Origin of the sequence: Pantoea sp. RSPAM1 (assembly GCF_038816185.1) — a bacterium.
GTDB classification, from domain to species: Bacteria; Pseudomonadota; Gammaproteobacteria; order Enterobacterales; family Enterobacteriaceae; genus Pantoea; species Pantoea ananatis.
In genome coordinates this window covers 2,360,819-2,378,951 of record NZ_CP046137.1, presented here as the reverse complement: position 1 = coordinate 2,378,951, position 18,133 = coordinate 2,360,819, and the positions used below count along the sequence as shown (strand labels likewise).

At 54.3% G+C, this 18,133-nt stretch carries 14 protein-coding genes; 8 read left to right on the top strand and 6 right to left on the bottom strand.

What is annotated here, in order from left to right; translation table 11 throughout:
• Window positions 1-96: 96 nt before the first annotated feature.
• Window positions 97-1,047, bottom strand: coding sequence for a LysR family transcriptional regulator (locus GKC68_RS11620; RefSeq protein ID WP_342656889.1), 951 nt, complete (start codon window positions 1,045-1,047; stop codon window positions 97-99).
• A gap of 93 nt (window positions 1,048-1,140) precedes the next feature.
• Here GKC68_RS11620 and GKC68_RS11615 point away from each other — a divergent pair, with 93 nt between their 5' ends.
• Together GKC68_RS11615 and GKC68_RS11610 are read left to right on the top strand one after the other, a co-directional pair.
• Window positions 1,141-1,863: an SDR family NAD(P)-dependent oxidoreductase gene (locus GKC68_RS11615; protein ID WP_047715136.1), complete on the top strand. Its 723-nt coding sequence runs from the start codon at window positions 1,141-1,143 to the stop codon at window positions 1,861-1,863.
• 273 nt (window positions 1,864-2,136) lie between these two features.
• A complete protein-coding gene (locus tag GKC68_RS11610; RefSeq protein ID WP_089528991.1) occupies window positions 2,137-2,811 on the top strand; it encodes a hypothetical protein in 675 nt (224 codons plus the stop codon).
• A gap of 335 nt (window positions 2,812-3,146) precedes the next feature.
• On the opposite strand, the gene araA is transcribed toward GKC68_RS11610, so the two are convergent.
• Window positions 3,147-4,637, bottom strand: a complete 1,491-nt coding sequence (gene araA, locus GKC68_RS11605; RefSeq protein WP_264252653.1) for an L-arabinose isomerase — start codon at window positions 4,635-4,637, stop codon at window positions 3,147-3,149.
• An 11-nt stretch (window positions 4,638-4,648) separates the two neighbouring features.
• The gene (locus GKC68_RS11600) at window positions 4,649-6,334 is read right to left on the bottom strand and encodes a ribulokinase (protein WP_089528992.1); all 1,686 of its coding nucleotides are present in this window, start codon (window positions 6,332-6,334) and stop codon (window positions 4,649-4,651) included.
• Between the two features lie 365 nt (window positions 6,335-6,699).
• Between GKC68_RS11600 and GKC68_RS11595 the strand changes: the two genes are divergently transcribed.
• From GKC68_RS11595 to GKC68_RS11575, 5 genes are all read left to right on the top strand, one after another.
• Window positions 6,700-7,683 carry an arabinose ABC transporter substrate-binding protein gene (locus tag GKC68_RS11595; RefSeq protein ID WP_264252654.1) on the top strand — a complete coding sequence of 328 codons (984 nt, stop codon included), beginning with the start codon at window positions 6,700-6,702 and terminating at the stop codon, window positions 7,681-7,683.
• Between the two features lie 143 nt (window positions 7,684-7,826).
• Entirely contained in the window at window positions 7,827-9,347 is a 1,521-nt protein-coding gene (araG, locus tag GKC68_RS11590; RefSeq protein ID WP_047715140.1) for an L-arabinose ABC transporter ATP-binding protein AraG, read from the top strand.
• Between the two features lie 12 nt (window positions 9,348-9,359).
• On the top strand, window positions 9,360-10,346 hold the full coding sequence (araH, locus tag GKC68_RS11585) for an L-arabinose ABC transporter permease AraH (protein WP_013025704.1): 987 nt from the start codon (window positions 9,360-9,362) through the stop codon (window positions 10,344-10,346).
• Between the two features lie 72 nt (window positions 10,347-10,418).
• Window positions 10,419-11,336 (top strand): arabinose operon transcriptional regulator AraC, encoded by a 918-nt coding sequence (gene araC / locus GKC68_RS11580; RefSeq protein WP_028722334.1) that lies wholly within the window; start codon window positions 10,419-10,421, stop codon window positions 11,334-11,336.
• A 78-nt stretch (window positions 11,337-11,414) separates the two neighbouring features.
• Window positions 11,415-12,455: an oxidoreductase gene (locus tag GKC68_RS11575; protein WP_028722333.1), complete on the top strand. Its 1,041-nt coding sequence runs from the start codon at window positions 11,415-11,417 to the stop codon at window positions 12,453-12,455.
• 44 nt (window positions 12,456-12,499) lie between these two features.
• On the opposite strand, the gene add is transcribed toward GKC68_RS11575, so the two are convergent.
• From add to manA, 3 genes are all read right to left on the bottom strand, one after another.
• Window positions 12,500-13,495, bottom strand: a complete 996-nt coding sequence (gene add / locus GKC68_RS11570; RefSeq protein WP_028722332.1) for an adenosine deaminase — start codon at window positions 13,493-13,495, stop codon at window positions 12,500-12,502.
• A gap of 218 nt (window positions 13,496-13,713) precedes the next feature.
• Window positions 13,714-15,213, bottom strand: a complete 1,500-nt coding sequence (locus GKC68_RS11565) for a YdgA family protein (protein WP_047715142.1) — start codon at window positions 15,211-15,213, stop codon at window positions 13,714-13,716.
• Between the two features lie 132 nt (window positions 15,214-15,345).
• Window positions 15,346-16,521, bottom strand: a complete 1,176-nt coding sequence (gene manA / locus GKC68_RS11560; protein ID WP_342656158.1) for a mannose-6-phosphate isomerase — start codon at window positions 16,519-16,521, stop codon at window positions 15,346-15,348.
• Window positions 16,522-16,719: 198 nt separating this feature from the next.
• Between manA and fumC the strand changes: the two genes are divergently transcribed.
• Window positions 16,720-18,117, top strand: a complete 1,398-nt coding sequence (gene fumC, locus GKC68_RS11555; RefSeq protein ID WP_042676472.1) for a class II fumarate hydratase — start codon at window positions 16,720-16,722, stop codon at window positions 18,115-18,117.
• Window positions 18,118-18,133 lie beyond the last annotated feature (16 nt).

Below are 18,133 nucleotides of genomic sequence, written 5' to 3'. Positions count from 1 at the left end.
ATCCCCAGGCGAATGGGGCGCAATGAGCGTCAGCCCGGGCAGGAAAAAAGTCTGATACCGGCTTGCAAGATCGCGAGTATCTGTGTCGGCCCGGTATCACACCGCGCTGTTCATCTGATGTTTACCTTGTTCCCGGCGGCACACGGCGACAAGAGTATCACGAAGCCAGCGGTGCACCGGATCCGCGTGCAGTCTTGGATGCCAGATAGCCAGAACCTTTATCACCGGTGTAGGTACTGGCAGGTCGAAATGCACCAGATCGGTGCGCCGATTGGGCCCGACCAGCGCGGATGACGGTACCAGCCCAATGAGGTCTGTCTGGCAAACAATATTGATGGCGCTGCTGTAGGTCGGAACGGACATCAGAATGTCCCGGCGCAGTTGAAGCGCATCAAGCGCGGCGTCAACAGGCCCAGAGCGGGCATTATTTCTGGACATGACGATATGCGAAAAGCTGGCATAGCGCTCTGCCATCACGCCTGGGTTATCCAGCAGCGGATGATCGCGTCGGCAGATGCCCACAAAGTGGTCGCTGAATAGCAGCCTGGTCTTGAGTTCCGGCGCATCCGTACCCAGCACGCCAATTTCAAGATCAATCTTGCCTTCACGCAACGCCTGCGGCGCTTTATCTGATTTATTGACGAAAATGAGTCGTAGCCTGGGCGCGGTATGGCGAACCTCGCTAAGCAGCGCGGCGGCGGTTAAATCAATGAAGCCTTCATTCGCCCGTATAACGATGCTGCGGGCTGTTGTAGAAAGATCAAGCCGTTTATCTGCGGGGCGCAGCAGGGCGAACGCGTCCATAGTTGTTTCATGGACGCGCGTGGCCAGTTCAGTGGCATAGGGCGTTGGCACCATATTATGCCCGGCCTGAACCAGCAGCGGATCGCCGGTCGCCAGGCGTAAACGGCCTAACGTGCGGCTCATGGCTGAGCTACTGAGCCCCAACCGTTTCGCTGCGCGTGTCACGCTGCACTCTGTCAGCAACGCATCCAGCGCAGTGAGTAAATTCAGGTCAATATCAGGCATAAAGTCGGACCCTTGCATCAGACGCAATCTATTATTGCATCCTGTGCGTCTGGCTCAACTGTTCTTTGCACATTAAAGTCGTTATTTCCACAACCAGCAGGAGTAACGCCTATGACGCTCTATTCATCTCAGGCCGACAAGCCCAAAATGTTATTAATAGGTGCCTCACGAGGTATCGGGTTGGCCATGACCAGTGAGCTGCTCAGCCGCGGCTGGGAAGTGACGGCAACGGTGCGTAACAGCCATCCCGAGGCTATGCAGGATTTGTCTGCACGTTATCCGCATGCACTTACCATTGAACAACTGGACATCAACGATGCCGATCAAATCGCTCAGCTTAAATCGCGGTTGCAGCATCGTTGCTATGACGCGCTTTTTGTGAATGCCGGAACGACGAACCCCAACCCGAGTGAGACGATTGGAGAGGTCAGTACCGAAGATTTTATTCACGTCATGGTAACGAATGCGCTTTCGCCAATGCGGGTTGTTGAAACCTGTCAGGATCGGGTCAGAGCCAACGGACTGATTGGCGTCATGTCATCCGGTCAAGGTAGCGTGGGGGATAATGTGAAAGGCGGAAGAGAAGTGTATCGCGGCTCTAAAGCTGCGCTGAATCAATATATGCGAAGCTATGCGGCGCGTCAGGCGCTGTCTCATCCGGACCGGGCTTTATTGCTGCTGGCGCCGGGCTGGATCCGCACGGCTCTGGGCGGTGAAGAGGGGGCCTTTAGTCTTGAGGAAACCCTGCCTGATATCGTGAACGTCATCGAGCACAAGCGGGGCCGACCGGGGCTGGAGTATCTGGATCGCTTTGGCAAGCCGGTGACGTGGTAAACCGCCATTCAGTGAAGGAAAGGGTGATATTCAGGCCTCTTCTGTGAGGGCATCCGTGGGCGCTGCTGAACCACGGGTGCCCGTCAGCTGCCTGAACGTTCCCGCGCACCATCATGCTTGACCGACACTAAGCCATGAGTATTCATCAAAAATTAATGAAAAAATCCTAAAGCTTTTTCCCTTTTACCCGTTATAGAAGCTGGAATCCGGTTGTAAATCCCTAAAGAGACGATCGGAAACAAGGGCTTATTACGTAAAGGGAATGCGATAAATATGAGCAAGTTATTAATAACGGGTACGTTGTCATTAGTCTTTCTGGTGGGATGCGCAGGTAAAAATAATGCTGAGGTCGTTAAGGCCGATAACGGCAGCACGCTGACTGTTAAGACGATTTATGCGCCAGTGGAGATGAATAACAATCATTACTCAGACGTAAAACTGCGCGAAGTCACACCGGTGAGTACCGGTGCGGGTGTGGGCATGTCTGTGCTAACGGCAGTGTTAGGTGGGGGAATCAGCACCGGCTCTTTTGACAAAAACAGTTATAAAGGCACCTCTGTTGATGCGCTGCCCGAACCTACGGCGCACTATTTTACCCCTAAAGCCGTAGTGAAAATAAAAAGCTGGCTCGATAAAAATGGCAACGGATATGCTTATACACAGCCGCTGTTCATTGCCGCGGCGCAATGGTCACTGGTTTATAGCGATATGTCGGCCAATAACAGCAACTACGATTTAACTTACCGCGTGCTGTTCTATAAACGTCCGGAAGGCGGCAATATTCTCAGCGCCTATGTGGTATCAGAGTGTGCACCGAAACCGGCGACAGCACCGCTCAGTGACTGGAAGGCCAACAATTACGCAAAAGTGACCCAGGAAACGCAAAAGATGATGGATGCCTGTGTTCTTGAGCTTGATAATCAACTGCCACGTTTATTAAAAAAATAAATGCCAGGCCTGCCTGCCGCTGTTACGTGGCAGGCAATGACTAATCCAGGCCTGTGCCCTTTGTACAAAGAACGTCTTGCCCGTATGTTAATTTCTGCTGCCAGATAACCCTTTTGCATCAGCCTACTGACTGCACAGAAACAGGCTCGAATTGACGCAGAACCTCATAACGAGACGATACGAAAGAAGAGCAAAGCCGTTACTCAAGGCGTACTGATCCAATTTTATTAGCTCGGGTGATTCAGGGTTTACCGTCTGAGTCAATAAGATCGGCGGGCAAGCCATAAAAAACGGGCCAGCAAGCTGGCCCGCACGCGCGCATCGACTTATCCGTCTTAACGCTTCATATGGTAGTAAGCATCGTTCCAGCGCAGGGCATCCTTGAACGCAGGTAACTGTGTATGTTCGTCAATCACCAGCACCTCAATGCCGTGCATCTCACCATACAGATACATATCATCCAGGCTCAGTGCCTGACTGAACACGGTATGGTGCGCGCCGCCCGCCAGAATCCAGGCTTCAGAGGCCGTTGCCAGCGATGGCTGAGCTTTCCACAGGGCACGGGCCACGGGCAGTTTTGGCAGAGGTTTAGGCTGCTCGATGGCGTCCACTACGTTCACCAGCAGACGGAAGCGGTCACCCATATCGATCACGCTGGCGTTGATGGCACGGCCTGCCGGTGTTGAGAAGATCAGTCGTGCCGGATCGGCTTTGTTGCCAATGCCCAGGAACTGAACGTCAATCAGCGGCTTCTCTTCCAGCGCGATGGACGGGCACACCTCCAGCATATGTGAACCCAGTACTAAATCGTTGCCCGGTGAGAAGTGGTAAGTGTAATCCTCCATAAAGGAGGTTCCGCCGGGACGATCGCCCGCCAGCACTTTGAAAATGCGCAGCAGGGCGGCCGTTTTCCAGTCGCCTTCGCCGGCAAAGCCATAGCCCTGGCCCATCAGGCGCTGTACCGCCAGGCCGGGTAGCTGGGTCATGCCATGCAGCGTCTGGAAGTTGGTGGTGAATGCCATGCAGCCTTCATCGTCCAGAAAACGTTTCAGGCCCAGCTCAATGCGCGCGGCATCCAGAACGTTTTGACGCTTTTCACCGCCGACGGCGGCGACATCGGTAAAGCGGTACTGGCTCTCGTATTCGTCCACCAGTGCGTTAACATCGCCATCGCTGACGCCGTTAATCACTTCGACCAAATCGCCCACGCCCCAGCCGTTAACGGCATAGCCAAATTTAATTTGTGCCGCGACCTTATCGCCTTCCGTTACGGCCACTTCACGCATGTTATCGCCGAAACGGGCCACTTTCAGGTGCTGACTGGCCTGTTTTGCCAGCGCGGCGCGCATCCAGTTGGCCACGCGCTGTTGGCTGTGTCTATCCTGCCAGTGGCCAGTCACCACGCTGTGCTGCAGGCCCATACGTGCGCCGATAAAGCCAAACTCGCGACCGCCGTGAGCGGTCTGGTTCAGGTTCATGAAGTCCATGTCCATGCTGTCCCACGGAATTTCGGCATTGAACTGGGTATGAAACTGCAATAACGGTTTGGTTAATACGTTTAAACCGCCGATCCACATTTTGGCCGGCGAAAAAGTATGAAGCCAGGTAATGATGCCCACACAGTTTTGATCGTGACTGGCGTCACGGCACAGCGACAGCGCTTCATCCGGCGATTTCACCAGCGGCTTGAGTGCCAGGCGCACAGGCAGTCCCGCCTGATTCAGACCTTCCACCACCTGACGGGCATTCTGCTCAACCTGACGTAACGTTTCCGCTCCGTAGAGGTGCTGTGTACCAATGACAAACCACACGTTGTACTGTTGCATAAACCACTCCTTTACTTAGCGGAAGCGGAACGTGCGGCATAATGAGGTTCTGCCGTCACGCACCATTGTTGATAGCGTTGATAAAGTTCCTGATAGCGTGCGACGCGCTGCGGATCGGGCTGCAGCGTGACGTCAATGGGGCTGGCCATCACGTTCTGTGCCTGCGCGACGTCGCGGTGAATACCGGCGGCCACGGCGGCGAAGATGGCGGCACCCAGGGCGCAGCATTCATCTGAAGAGACGATATCCAGCGGACGATTCATCACGTCGCAGCAGGCCTGCATAATGGCGGGAGACTTACGGGCAATGCCGCCCAGGGTCAAAATGTTCTCAACCGGAATATCCTGCTGCTCGAAGCACTCCATGATGGCGCGGGCGCCAAATGCCGTCGCCGCAATCAGGCCGCCAAACAGGGCTGGCGCATCGGTGCCGAGATTAAGGTCGGTGATCACGCCTTTAAGGCGCTGATTGGCGTTCGGTGTGCGGCGGCCATTGAACCAGTCCAGCACCACCGGCAGATGATCCAGTTGCGGATTGGCGGCCCAGGCGTCAGTGAGGTTTTTAATCAGCGACTTTTGCATTTCTGCCAGTTGCGGTTTCAGTTCAGGATGGTGCTGCGCCGCCTGCTGTAACGGCCAGCCGAGCAGGCGACTGAACCAGGCATAAATATCGCCAAACGCCGACTGTCCGGCTTCCAGACCTATTGCGCCCGGCACCACGCTGCCATCGACCTGTCCGCAAATCCCTTTGATCGCGCGGTCGCCCACCTTCTCAGTATCTGCAATCAGAATGTCGCAGGTGGAAGTGCCAATCACTTTCACCAGCGTGTAGGGCCGTGCGCCTGCGCCCACTGCACCCATATGACAGTCAAAGGCGCCGCCTGAAATCGTCACCTGCTGGGATAACCCCAGGCGCTGTGACCACTCGGGACTCAACGTGCCCACCGGCAAATCCGCGGTCCAGGTGTCTTTAAACAGGGGAGAGTCAAGCTGCTGAGTAAGATGGGGATCGAGCGCATTCAGAAATTCCACGTCCGGCAAGCCGTTCCAGTCGCCGTGCCACAGTGCTTTATGGCCGGCGGCGCAGCGTCCACGGCGCAGTTTTTCTGGGGCAACGGTATCGCTGAGCAATGCCGGTACCCAGTCGCACAGTTCAACCCAGGATACTGCGGCCTCGCGCACCGCTGCATCGTGACGCGTCACGTGAAGGATTTTTGCCCAGAACCATTCAGAAGAGTAAATGCCGCCAATGTAACGGCTGTAGTCGGTAAAGCGGCCGCTACGGCACAGCTGATTGATCTCTTCGGCTTCTTCAATTGCCGTATGATCTTTCCACAGCACAAACATCGCGTTCGGGTTTTCAGCAAACTCAGGCCGCAGCGCCAGAACCCTGCCGTCACGGTCAACAGGCGCAGGTGTGGAGCCGGTGCTGTCAACGCCGATGCCGACAACGGCAGCGCGTTGTTCTTTACTCAACGCATTTAACACCTCGAGCATCGCCTGCTCCATGGCATCAATATAGTCTTGAGGATGGTGACGGAAGCGGTTGCTGTGAGGATCGCTGTAAAGGCCTTGCTGCCAGCGTGCATAGTTTGCCACGGCACTTTGCAGTTCCTGACCAGAGTGACAATCCACCGCCAGCGCACGCACCGAATCACTACCAAAGTCCAGTCCCAGGGTGATGGCTTCAGTACGCATTTGAATCTCCTGTTATGAATAAACCTCCTTATCCTGTGATGTGTAAGAAATAACGGTTAGTCACGGCTGGCTGAGAATATGCACTTTTCTGCCATCAGCAGTGAAATTGTGATCCATTGCAAAAGTTAAGAGACGGTTAAATTCGCTGAATATATGGATCATTCTGTCGTGATTTTAAGATGTGATACCGCTCTACATTTTTCTTCTCCATTCCCGCTAAAAATAGGCCAACGTTTAAGCAGGCTACCATCGCGGCTCGCGCTAACGTCCTGATTTACTTATGTACACCTAAAAGAAAGTTAACTGGTAGCGTTTACACCAATTCGTTTTTAACAGCGATAAAACAACTAGCGCCGGAGAGCATCATGCATAAATTCACTAAAGCGTTGGCAGCCATTGGGCTGGCAGCGGTTATGTCACAATCAGCTATCGCCGAGACCATGAAGCTGGGTTTTCTGGTCAAGCAACCTGAGGAGCCGTGGTTCCAGACGGAATGGAAATTTGCCGATAAGGCCGGAAAAGATCTGGGCTTTGAGGTCATCAAAATTGCCGTTCCGGACGGTGAGAAAACCCTCAATGCGATAGACAGCCTGGCGGCAAGCGGCGCGAAAGGTTTTGTTATCTGTACACCAGATCCCAAGCTGGGCTCGGCCATTATGGCAAAAGCACGGGGCTACGGACTAAAAGTGATTGCGGTGGATGACCAGTTCGTCAACGCCAAAGGCAAACCTATGGATAGCGTGCCGTTAGTGATGATGGCGGCGACCAAGATAGGTGAGCGTCAGGGTCAGGAACTCTATAAAGAAATGCAAAAACGCGGCTGGGACGTAAAAGACACGGCGGTGATGGCGATTACGGCGAACGAGCTGGATACCGCCCGTCGTCGTACCGGTGGTTCGATGGAGGCGCTAAAAGCCGCAGGATTCCCGGAAAAACAGATCTATCAGGTGCCTACCAAGTCCAATGATATCCCTGGCGCATTCGATGCGGGTAACTCTCTGCTGGTTCAGCACCCGGAAGTGAAACACTGGTTGATTGTCGGCATGAACGACAACACCGTACTGGGCGGCGTGCGCGCAACCGAAGGACAGGGCTTTAAAGCCGCTGACGTCATCGGTATCGGTATTAACGGTGTGGATGCGGTGAGCGAACTGTCTAAGGCCAACGCAACCGGCTTCTATGGATCTCTGCTGCCAAGCCCGGATATCCACGGCTATAAGAGCAGCCAGATGCTCTACAACTGGGTGAGCAAAGGTCAGGAACCGCCGAAATTCACTGAAGTCACCGACGTGGTGTTAATCACCCGCGACAACTTTAAAGCCGAGCTGGCGAAGAAAGGGTTGATGTAACAACAGGCTGCTGAGGCAGCACAGGTAAAGTCATTATCGGGCCACAGAGAAAGCAGGGGTTTTACAGCGTTACCCAATGAGGTAACACATAAATCCTTAACTGCCGGTGGCCCGAATCATCAACGCCATTTTTTGGAGAAACCATGAACACTGATTCAGCCTTTCTGTCGTTTCATGGCATCAGTAAAACCTTTCCCGGCGTCAAAGCGTTACAGGACATCTCTTTTGCGTGCTACGGTGGTCAGGTGCATGCGCTAATGGGAGAAAACGGTGCCGGTAAATCGACACTGCTTAAAATCCTCAGTGGTAGCTATCTGCCGAGCGGCGGTGAAATTCGTATCAAAGGAAAGCCGGTTAATTTTCAGCACACCACTGACGCGCTGGACGCGGGCGTGGCGATTATCTACCAGGAACTGCATTTAGTCCCCGAAATGAGCGTGGCAGAAAATATTTATCTCGGTCAGTTGCCGCACAAGCGTGGGCTGGTCAACCGAAAACTGCTGCGTTACGAAGCCGGACTGCAACTGAAAAACTTAGGCATGGACGTTGATCCCGACATGCCGCTGAAATACCTGTCTCTGGGGCAATGGCAGATGGTGGAAATTGCCAAAGCGCTGGCGCGCAATGCGCGCATTATCGCGTTTGATGAGCCCACCAGTTCACTGTCTGCACGGGAAATCGATAACCTGTTCCGGGTTATCCGTCAGCTGCGGGCTGAAGGGCGCGTGGTGCTCTACGTTTCGCATCGTATGGAAGAGATCTTTGCCCTCAGCGACGCCATCACTGTTTTTAAAGATGGCCGCTATGTTCGAACCTTTACCGACATGCCCAACACGCATCACGACGATCTGGTTCAGGCGATGGTTGGGCGTAATCTGGGCGACATTTATGGGTATTCCCCGCGTGAAAAAGGCGCCGTGCGGCTCGAACTGCAGAATGTGGAAGCGAAGGGCGTCAGAACGCCGATTTCGCTCAATGTGCACGCGGGCGAAATTGTCGGCTTATTTGGCCTGGTTGGCGCGGGGCGCAGCGAGCTGCTGAAAGGGCTGTTTGGCGCAACGCGACTGCGTGGCGGTCAGGTGCGGCTGGATGGCAAACCGCTGAAGCTCAGCGCCCCAATCGATGCTATCCGTGCTGGCGTGATGCTCTGCCCGGAAGATCGCAAAGCCGAAGGCATCATTCCGGTACATTCGGTCCGCGACAATATCAACATCAGCGCCCGTCGCCATAACCTGACCGCCGGATGCCTGATTAAAAACGGCTGGGAAGCCACGAATGCTGACCGTCATATTCGTTCGCTCAACATCAAAACCCCGAGTGCCGATCAGCTGATCATGAACCTCTCTGGCGGCAACCAGCAAAAAGCCATTCTGGGGCGCTGGCTGTCAGAGGAGATGAAAGTGATCCTGCTGGATGAGCCCACGCGCGGCATTGACGTGGGGGCCAAGCACGAAATTTATAACCTGATTTATGCGCTGGCAAACAAGGGCATTGCGGTGCTGTTTGCTTCCAGCGATCTTCCGGAAGTGATGGGCCTTGCTGACCGCATTGTGGTCATGCGGGAAGGGGCTATCGCCGGAGAATTACTGCACGACGAGGCTACGGAGCAGCAGACGCTGAGCCTGGCTATGCCTAAAACGACACAAGCGGCCGCCGTGGCCTGACAGGAGAGTACCGTGACTTCATCCACGACATCTAATACGCCGCCAGCAGCACCACGCCGTGGTCTGCATTTTGGTCGCATCTGGGACAATTTCGGCATGCTGGTGGTCTTTGCACTGCTGTTTATTGCCTGTGCTGTGTTTGTGCCCAATTTCGGCTCCTTTATCAATATGAAAGGCCTGGGGCTGGCCATGTCGATGTCCGGCATGGTCGCCTGCGGCATGCTGTTCTGTCTGGCATCTGGCGATTTCGACCTCTCGGTTGCCTCCGTTATCGCCTGTGCTGGCGTGGTAACGGCGGTGGTCATTAACATGACCGAAAGCCTGTGGATTGGCGTGGGGGCCGGGCTGCTGCTTGGAATGGCGACCGGCTTTATCAACGGTTTCGTGATTGCACGACTGAAGATTAACGCCCTGATTACGACCCTGGCGACAATGCAGATCGTGCGTGGTCTGGCCTATATCTTCTCCGATGGCAAAGCGGTCGGCATCGAAGACGAGCGCTTCTTTGTACTGGGCTTCGCCAACTGGCTGGGCGTGCCTGCCCCCATCTGGATCACCCTGGCCACCATGGTGATCTTTGCCTTCCTGCTGAATAAAACCACGTTTGGACGCAACACGCTGGCTATCGGCGGCAATGAAGAAGCCGCGCGACTGGCAGGCGTACCGGTAGTGCGGACCCGTATCATTATTTTTATTCTTTCTGGTCTGGTTTCCGCCGCGGCGGGCATCATTCTGGCGTCCCGTATGACCAGCGGACAGCCGATGACCTCCATCGGTTATGAGCTGGTGGTTATTTCTGCCTGCGTCCTGGGCGGCGTATCCCTCAAGGGCGGAATCGGTAAAATTTCCTACGTGGTGGCGGGCGTGCTTATTCTTGGCACCGTTGAGAATGCGATGAATTTGTTAAATATCTCGCCATTCTCACAGTATGTTGTGCGGGGTTTGATACTGTTAGCCGCGGTGATATTTGACCGCTACAAACAAAAAAATAAAGTCTGATTTGGCGTGAAACCTTCCCGCGGACGCGAAAGGCGTCCGCTGGTGATCACTCAACGACGAAGTGAGGACATTATGTATCACCGTGAATTACCGGCAGAGCAGCAAAATCCCCTGCTGCCCGGATACGCGTTTAATGCCTGGCTGGTGGCGGGTTTAACGCCTATCACCGCAGATGGTCCGCTGGATTTCTTTATCGATCGCCCGCACGGCATGAAGGGCTATATTCTTAACCTGACCATCAAAGGCAAAGGCCGGGTATTCGATGGCGAAAAAGCCTTTGATTGTGAACCCGGTGAAATGCTGCTGTTTCAGCCGAAAACCGCCCACTATTACGGTCGTGCCCCCGACAGCCCGCAGTGGTTTCACCGCTGGGTCTATTTCCGGCCGCGCGCTTACTGGCATGACTGGCTGCGCTGGCAGGATGAGCAGGAGGGTGTAGGGCGCCTGCGGTTGCCTGAATCCCTGCGTGGCGAATTCGATCGCCTGTTTGCCACCATTGAACAAACCCATAACTCCTCACGCCGCTTTGCCGAAGAACTGGCGATGAATTTGCTGGAGCGCCTGCTGCTGCGTGCGGTGGAGGAAGATCCCCGGAATCACCAGCAAATCCGCGATCCGCGCATCATCGAAGCCTGCCAGTATGTGAACAATCATCTCGCCAGCGAGGTGAAAATTGAAGAAGTGGCTCGCCACGTCTGCTTATCCCCTTCGCGGCTGGCGCACCTGTTCCGTGAGCAGATGGGCGTGAATCTGCTTCGCTGGCGTGAAGATCAGCGGGTGATACGGGCCAAGTTGCTGCTGCAGACTACGCAGGAGCCGATTGCCAGCATTGGTCGCGAAGTGGGCTATGACGATCAGCTTTATTTCTCGCGCGTCTTCCGTAAACGCGTGGGCGTCAGCCCCAGTGATTTTCGTCGACGTAATCAGGACGTGCACGATAATTTAGCCAGTCAGAGCGCCTGGACGGTTGCCCGTAGCACTGTCTCCTGAGTTTAAGGAGAATCCTCCTTGTCCTGACGAGGCTATTAGTCTTAAATCAGTCTGGTTAGCGAATAAAGAGGAAAAGGAATGAGCGAGAAACTGCGAGTTGGACTCATTGGATATGGCTTTGCCAGTAAAACATTTCATGCCCCGCTGATTGCGGGAACCCCGGATGTTGAGCTGGCAGCCATTTCCAGCAGCGATGCCAGCAAGGTCAATGCCGACTGGCCCTCCGTAAAAGTGGTGGCCGATCCTCAGGCGCTGTTGGACGATCCCACCCTACAACTGATTGTTATCCCCACCCCCAACGATACGCATTTTCCCCTGGCCAAAGCGGCACTGAATGCGGGCAAGCACGTGGTCGTTGATAAGCCCTTTACCGTGACGTTGTCACAGGCGCGCGAGCTGGATGCGCTAGCCAAAGCTAAAGGGTTGTTGCTGTCTGTGTTCCATAACCGTCGCTGGGACAGCGATTTCCTGACGCTAAAAGCCTTACTTGCCGAGGGCGAGCTGGGGGAAGTTCGCTATTTTGAATCGCACTTTGACCGCTTCCGCCTGGAGGTTCGCCAGCGCTGGCGTGAAATGAAAGGGCCGGGCAGCGGTATCTGGTTCGATTTAGGCCCGCATCTGTTGGACCAGGCGCTGCAGCTGTTTGGTCCACCGGTGGCAATCAATGTGGATTTAGCTGAATTGCGTCCCGGCGCACAAACGACCGACTACTTCCACGCCACGTTAACCTATCCGCAGCGACGTGTAGTACTCCATGCCAGCATGTTAGCGGCGGCCGAGTCACCGCGCTATACCGTTCACGGTACGCGAGGCAGCTACGTGAAATACGGTCTGGACCCACAGGAAGATCGACTCAAAGCCGGTGATTTTCCGCCCAGCGAAGAGTGGGGCTACGACATGCGCGATGGCACGCTGACGCAGGTTGAGGGTGATAGCATGACCGAGAAAACCTGCCTGACACAGCCCGGCAACTATCCGGCCTACTATGCGGGGATCCGTGATGCCATTAACGGACGAGGCGCTAACCCGGTCACTGCTGAAGAGGCAATTCAGGTGATGGAGCTGATTGAGCGAGGGCTACAGTCGGCAGAAAAACGCCAGACGTTGTCTTTAAAATAGTTAATGCGCGAAAAAAAAGGCCGCTGAATCAGCGGCCTTGTTGTTTACTGCACCTTCGCCCGAATGGCCGCTTTTTCCGCCTCATTCAGGAAGGCAATCGTCAGACCATTTTCCTGAGCCTGTCGCATTTGTGCCTGGCTTAACCCTGCCGCCGGGGCGGCATGCAGGTATTCGTGGGCCAGCTCAATGCCTTGTACCGCAGGATCGTCGGTGTTTATCGTCGCCAGAACGCCGTGCTCCAGGAAAACTTTCAGTGGGTGCTGGGCCAGCGAGGCTACGGTACTGGTTTGAATATTGGAGGTCAGGCAGGATTCGATGCCGATCGCGTGTTCCGCCAGGTAATCCATCAGCGCGCGATCTTCAATCGCTTTTACGCCGTGACCGATACGTTCAGCGCCTAATTCACGAATCGCCTGCCAGATGCTTTCCGGGCCTGCTGCTTCACCAGCATGAACCGTAATGCGAAAACCGGCATCACGCGCGCGGGCAAAATGGCTGAGGAATTGACTCCCCGGCGCCCCCAGCTCGTCACCAGCTAAGTCGACGGCGGTGATATGGTCGCGGAAGGCCAGTAAACCGTTGAGCTCATCCAGACAGGCCTGTTCACCAAACGTGCGGCTCATGATGCCGGTTAAACGCACCTCAATATCATGCTGCTGGCATCCGGCGTTTATGCCATCAATGACCGCTTCAACCACGCCTGCAATCGGCAGATTATGGGTCATCGCCATGTAGCCTGGCGAAAAACGCAGCTCGGCGTAATGGATACCTGCTCTGGCGGCATCCTCCACGTTTTCGCGGGCTACGCGCTGGCAGGCGTCAAGATCGCCCAGCACTTTTACGCCCCAGTCCAGCTTTTGCAGAAAGCTCACCAGATCCGGTTGGGTTTCGGTTACCTGCACATGTGGGCGCAGGGCTTCAAGCGTAGTGGCGGGCAAGGACAGGTTAAACTGGCGGCCTAAATCAAGAATGGTTTGTGCACGGATGTTGCCATCAAGGTGGCGATGAATGTCGGTAAGCGGAAGTTTTAAATCAATCATGGAGTGCACTCGTCCGGGTATCTGTAAAGTGCAGAGCATTATAAAAATATCTTGCGCAACAACGCCAGCAATTTGCGCAACGAGTGAGTCAGGTGCTGATAAATTGCGCAAGGGAAGGTGATGGGCACTGAATGAATTTACCAACAGCGGCACACCCGCCAGGCATTGGCATAAAAAAGGCGGCCAAAGGCCGCCTGATTGACGTGGTAAAGAAAACGTTACTCTGGCATGCCTTCGTTGGTTGGCACGCCCAGCATGTAACGCGACATAAACTGTTCCAGCGTCATTTTGTCGCCGTTCATATTTACCTGGCCGTTGGCATACTGCAGGCTGGTAACAATATTGTTGTCTTGGGTTTGTGTCAGACGGAACATCTGTCCCATCGCTGCCAGGCCTTTGACCTGCTGATCCGCCAGCTTCTGCGCGTCGTCCGCCTGATAGCCCTCTGCCAGACCAATGTGGCGCATGGTTTCGGTTGCCATTGGCATATTCACAGAGAGTTTCAAATCCAGCGTTTTCAGCACGCGATCGACCGATGCGGCCAGCGTTTGCGGCTCGCCCGTTACCGTCGACGGGTCGTTAAAATTAACGTTCAGATTAAAGGTGCTTTCGCCTTTATCGTTCTTCCAGCTCAGCGGCGCAACGCTAACGGTAGGCGCACCTTTTAGCAGGGTAGGCAGATTATTTAGCAGAATGGCACGGACACCGTCCTGGAAACGAACCGGATCATCTTCCACGCCCGGCTGATTCATCAGCGTGGTCAGCTGTGCGTTGTAGTTGTCAGAGAAGGTTTTTACGCTTTGCGCATCGAACTGAGACAGCTTCATTTTTAATGCGAACTGGCCCAGATTTTGTTTCTGCACTTCCACGCCATCAATTTTATAGTTGATGTCGCCACTGATTTTGCCCGCTTTATTATCAAAAGCAGAATCACCGACCATCTTATTGAGGATCACCGCGTCCTGTCCGTTTACGGCGGCAGCCAGTTTATCCACGCTGATTGACTGATCGCCAATGCGAACGCCTTCGCTGGTCAGGTGCGTATCGGCTTTAAGCTTCAGCCCGTTTAGCGTAAACATGACCGGCTGATCGACCTGGTTTTTGCTGGTGATAGCAATACTGTCGATGTCGCTGTCCAGCGAAACTTTATCGCCTTTGTTATCCGCGCTGATATTCACCGTGCCGCCGCTGGTGGCCGCACGCTGCGCCGTTTGTGCATTTTGATAATCGATGGGCAGAATATTCACCGCGGTGTCGGTGCTTCCACTGTATCCCACGCGCGTTTCAGCATTGATAAACGACTGATTGTTGGTCAGCTCAAACAGTTTTTTAACCGCATCGGTGTTTGCCAGCGTGGTGTGAACGGAGGCCATGCTGGGAATGAGGTTAAATTTTTTCAGCTGGGCAAACGGGAAAGGACCGTGATCGATCTGTTCATTCAGAATGATGCTCTGGCCGGGTTTAAGCAGCGGGTTGTCTTCCGTCTGCGAGCTCGCCTGGATAACCACATTCATTTTACTGCTGAAAATGCCGCGTTGATAATCCTGATAGCTCACTTTAAGACGACTGTTAGGGGCCATCGCCGTCAACTGGGCATTGGCGTTCTGGATCATCTGATCCATATTGCTTTCCAGCTTTTTGCCGGTAAACCACGCCGCACCTGTCCAGACTACGCCCAGAGCAACTACCACACCAACGGCAACTTGAGTCTTTTTCATTGCTGAATCGTCCTTATCCTTGATTTCACCCGCCTGGCAGACCGCGCCAAACGGCGGATGAAAAAGCGCCCACAGGCATTTTTTGCTAATAGATTGAAATAATAGCAGTTAAGCGCGTTGACGTCAGCCGTCTCAGCTTAACTCATTAAACACGCGCGCAACAAGACCGTGACCTGCAATGGTCAGAGACGGATCGCTGGCTGCCACGAAACAGGATTCGCCAGGTTTGAGCACCAGCTGCTCCTGACCACAGACGAGCGTCGCCTCGCCTTCAATACAAAACAGCAACGCAGCGCTGTCCTGATGCACTGAAAGTGTCTTATCAGTAAGCGCATGAATTGAGAACGAAAAATCCTCCACGGGTACGGGGAAATTCAGGCTGTTTTCCTGCTGCTCGGGTTGCGTGAGCAGTTGACTGGCCGGCTTTTCTTTAAATGCAAGGTTGGCCATCAATTCTGGAATATCGATATATTTCGGCGTCAGGCCCGCGCGCAACACGTTATCAGAGTTGGCCATGACTTCCAGCGCGACGCCGTGCAGGTAGGCGTGCGGGGTTTCGGCAAACAGGAACATGGCTTCGCCGGGTTGCAGCGTGATCACGTTAAGCAGCAGCGGTGAAAACAGGCCGCTGTCTTGCGGATACACTTCCGCAATGTCATTGATAGTCTGCCATGGCTCGCCATGATGCTGCTGAGCGGCGGTCATCAGTATGCGCAACGCCTGCGTTTTTTCATCATCCTCAAGGGAAAGCAGGGTGGAAAACAGCTGGGCAAGATTCGCCAAAGTGGGCTGGCGCAGGAACTGGGCGATCTGCGGATGTGCCTCGGCTACCGGCTTCAGCAGCGAAACCATTTCGTTCAGTTCGCGAAAGCCGTTGATGGCTTTGAAGGGCGTCAGCGCATAGACCAGTTCGGGCTTATGGTTAGCGTCTTTATAATTGCGTTCTGCGGAATTGAGAGGGACTGACGCGGCATTTTCACGCGCAAAACCTTCTTCGGCGGCGCGTTTGCTGGGATGCACCTGAATGGAAAGCGGCTGATCGGCACACAGCACTTTAAACAAAAAAGGCAGCTCACCAAAGCGCTTCGCCACGGCATCGCCCAGCATCTGCTGCGGATTGGCTGTAATCACATCACGTAACGAACGGGGCTTGCCATGTTCTTCCACAGTCGATGGGCTTTTAGGGTGCGCACCCATCCACAATTCAGCCATCGGTAACTGCTTTGGATTGGCTATGCCATACAGCGAGGTTAACGCGGTTTTACTGCCCCATGCATAATTTTGCAGGGAGTTAATCATTTTTTTCATTTTTTTAATTGCCTTACTGGCGGAAAAAGACTGCGCTTATTAAACCAGAAACCGCCATGGAAAATACATATCCCGCGCAAGAAGGATGCTAAGCTCGGAGGATGTTAAAAAATTGTGTAAGTTTAATCGCGTCAGACAGGGGCTAACCGACAACGGATGACGCTAAGTCTTATCTAAAACTGTGCTAAGGAGAGAATCATGGCAGCCAATCGCGTTGAAAAAGATTCAATGGGGCCAATTGATGTACCGGCTGAGAAACTTTGGGGCGCTCAGACACAGCGCTCACTGGAGCACTTCCGCATCTCAACAGAAAAAATGCCTGTCGCGCTGGTTCATGCGCTGGCAATGACCAAGCGCGCCGCCGCGAGTGTTAACCGGGATCTGGGCTTATTGCCCGCCGAGCGAGCCGAAGCGATCGTGAACGCCGCCGATGAGGTGTTAGCGGACAAGCACAGTGACGAATTCCCTCTGGCAATCTGGCAGACCGGTTCAGGTACCCAGACCAACATGAACATGAATGAAGTGTTGGCTAACCGGGCCAGTGAGCTGCTCGGCGGAGAGCGCGGTATGGCGCGCCTCGTGCATCCTAACGACGATGTCAACAAGAGCCAGAGTTCGAATGATGTGTTTCCCACCGCCATGCACGTGGCGGCCGTCATTGCGGTGCGTGAACATCTGATTCCACAGCTGAACGTGCTTAAACAAACGCTGAGCGCCAAATCTGAGGCGTTTAAAGACATCGTTAAAATTGGCCGCACCCATCTCCAGGACGCCACACCGTTAACACTGGGCCAGGAAATCTCGGGCTGGGTTGCCATGCTTGAGCATAACCTCAGGCACATCGAACAGAGCATTCCGCACCTTGGAGAACTGGCGCTGGGGGGAACGGCGGTAGGAACCGGGTTGAATACGCATCCTGAATATGCCGTTCGCGTGGCGAAAGCACTGGCCGACCTGACTGGACAACCCTTCGTGACCGCCCCCAACAAATTCGAAGCGCTGGCAACCTGCGATGCGCTGGTGCATGCGCACGGCGCACTCAAAGGGCTGGCGGCGTCGCTGATGAAGATTGCCAACGACGTGCGCTGGCTGTCATCGGGCCCACGTTGTGGTATCGGTGAAATCGCTATTCCGGAAAATGAACCGGGCAGCTCCATTATGCCGGGCAAAGTGAATCCCACCCAGTGTGAAGCCCTGACAATGTTGTGCTGCCAGGTGATGGGAAATGATGTAGCGATTAACATGGGCGGTGCGTCAGGCAACTTCGAGCTGAACGTTTATCGTCCGATGATTATTCATAACTTCCTGCAATCGGTTCGTTTACTGGCCGACGGCATGGACAGCTTTAACCACCACTGCGCGACCGGTATTGAGCCGGTGCGTGAGCGAATTGAACAGTTACTCAACGAATCGCTCATGCTGGTTACCGCGTTAAATACCCACATCGGTTATGACAAAGCGGCGGAAATTGCCAAGCAGGCTCACAAGCAAGGCCTAACGCTTAAAGCCTCGGCGCTGAAACTGGGTTATCTGACTGAAGACGAGTTTGATGCCTGGGTTCGCCCGGAAGAGATGGTTGGCAGCATGAAGCAGTAGGTCAGGCACGTCAGGG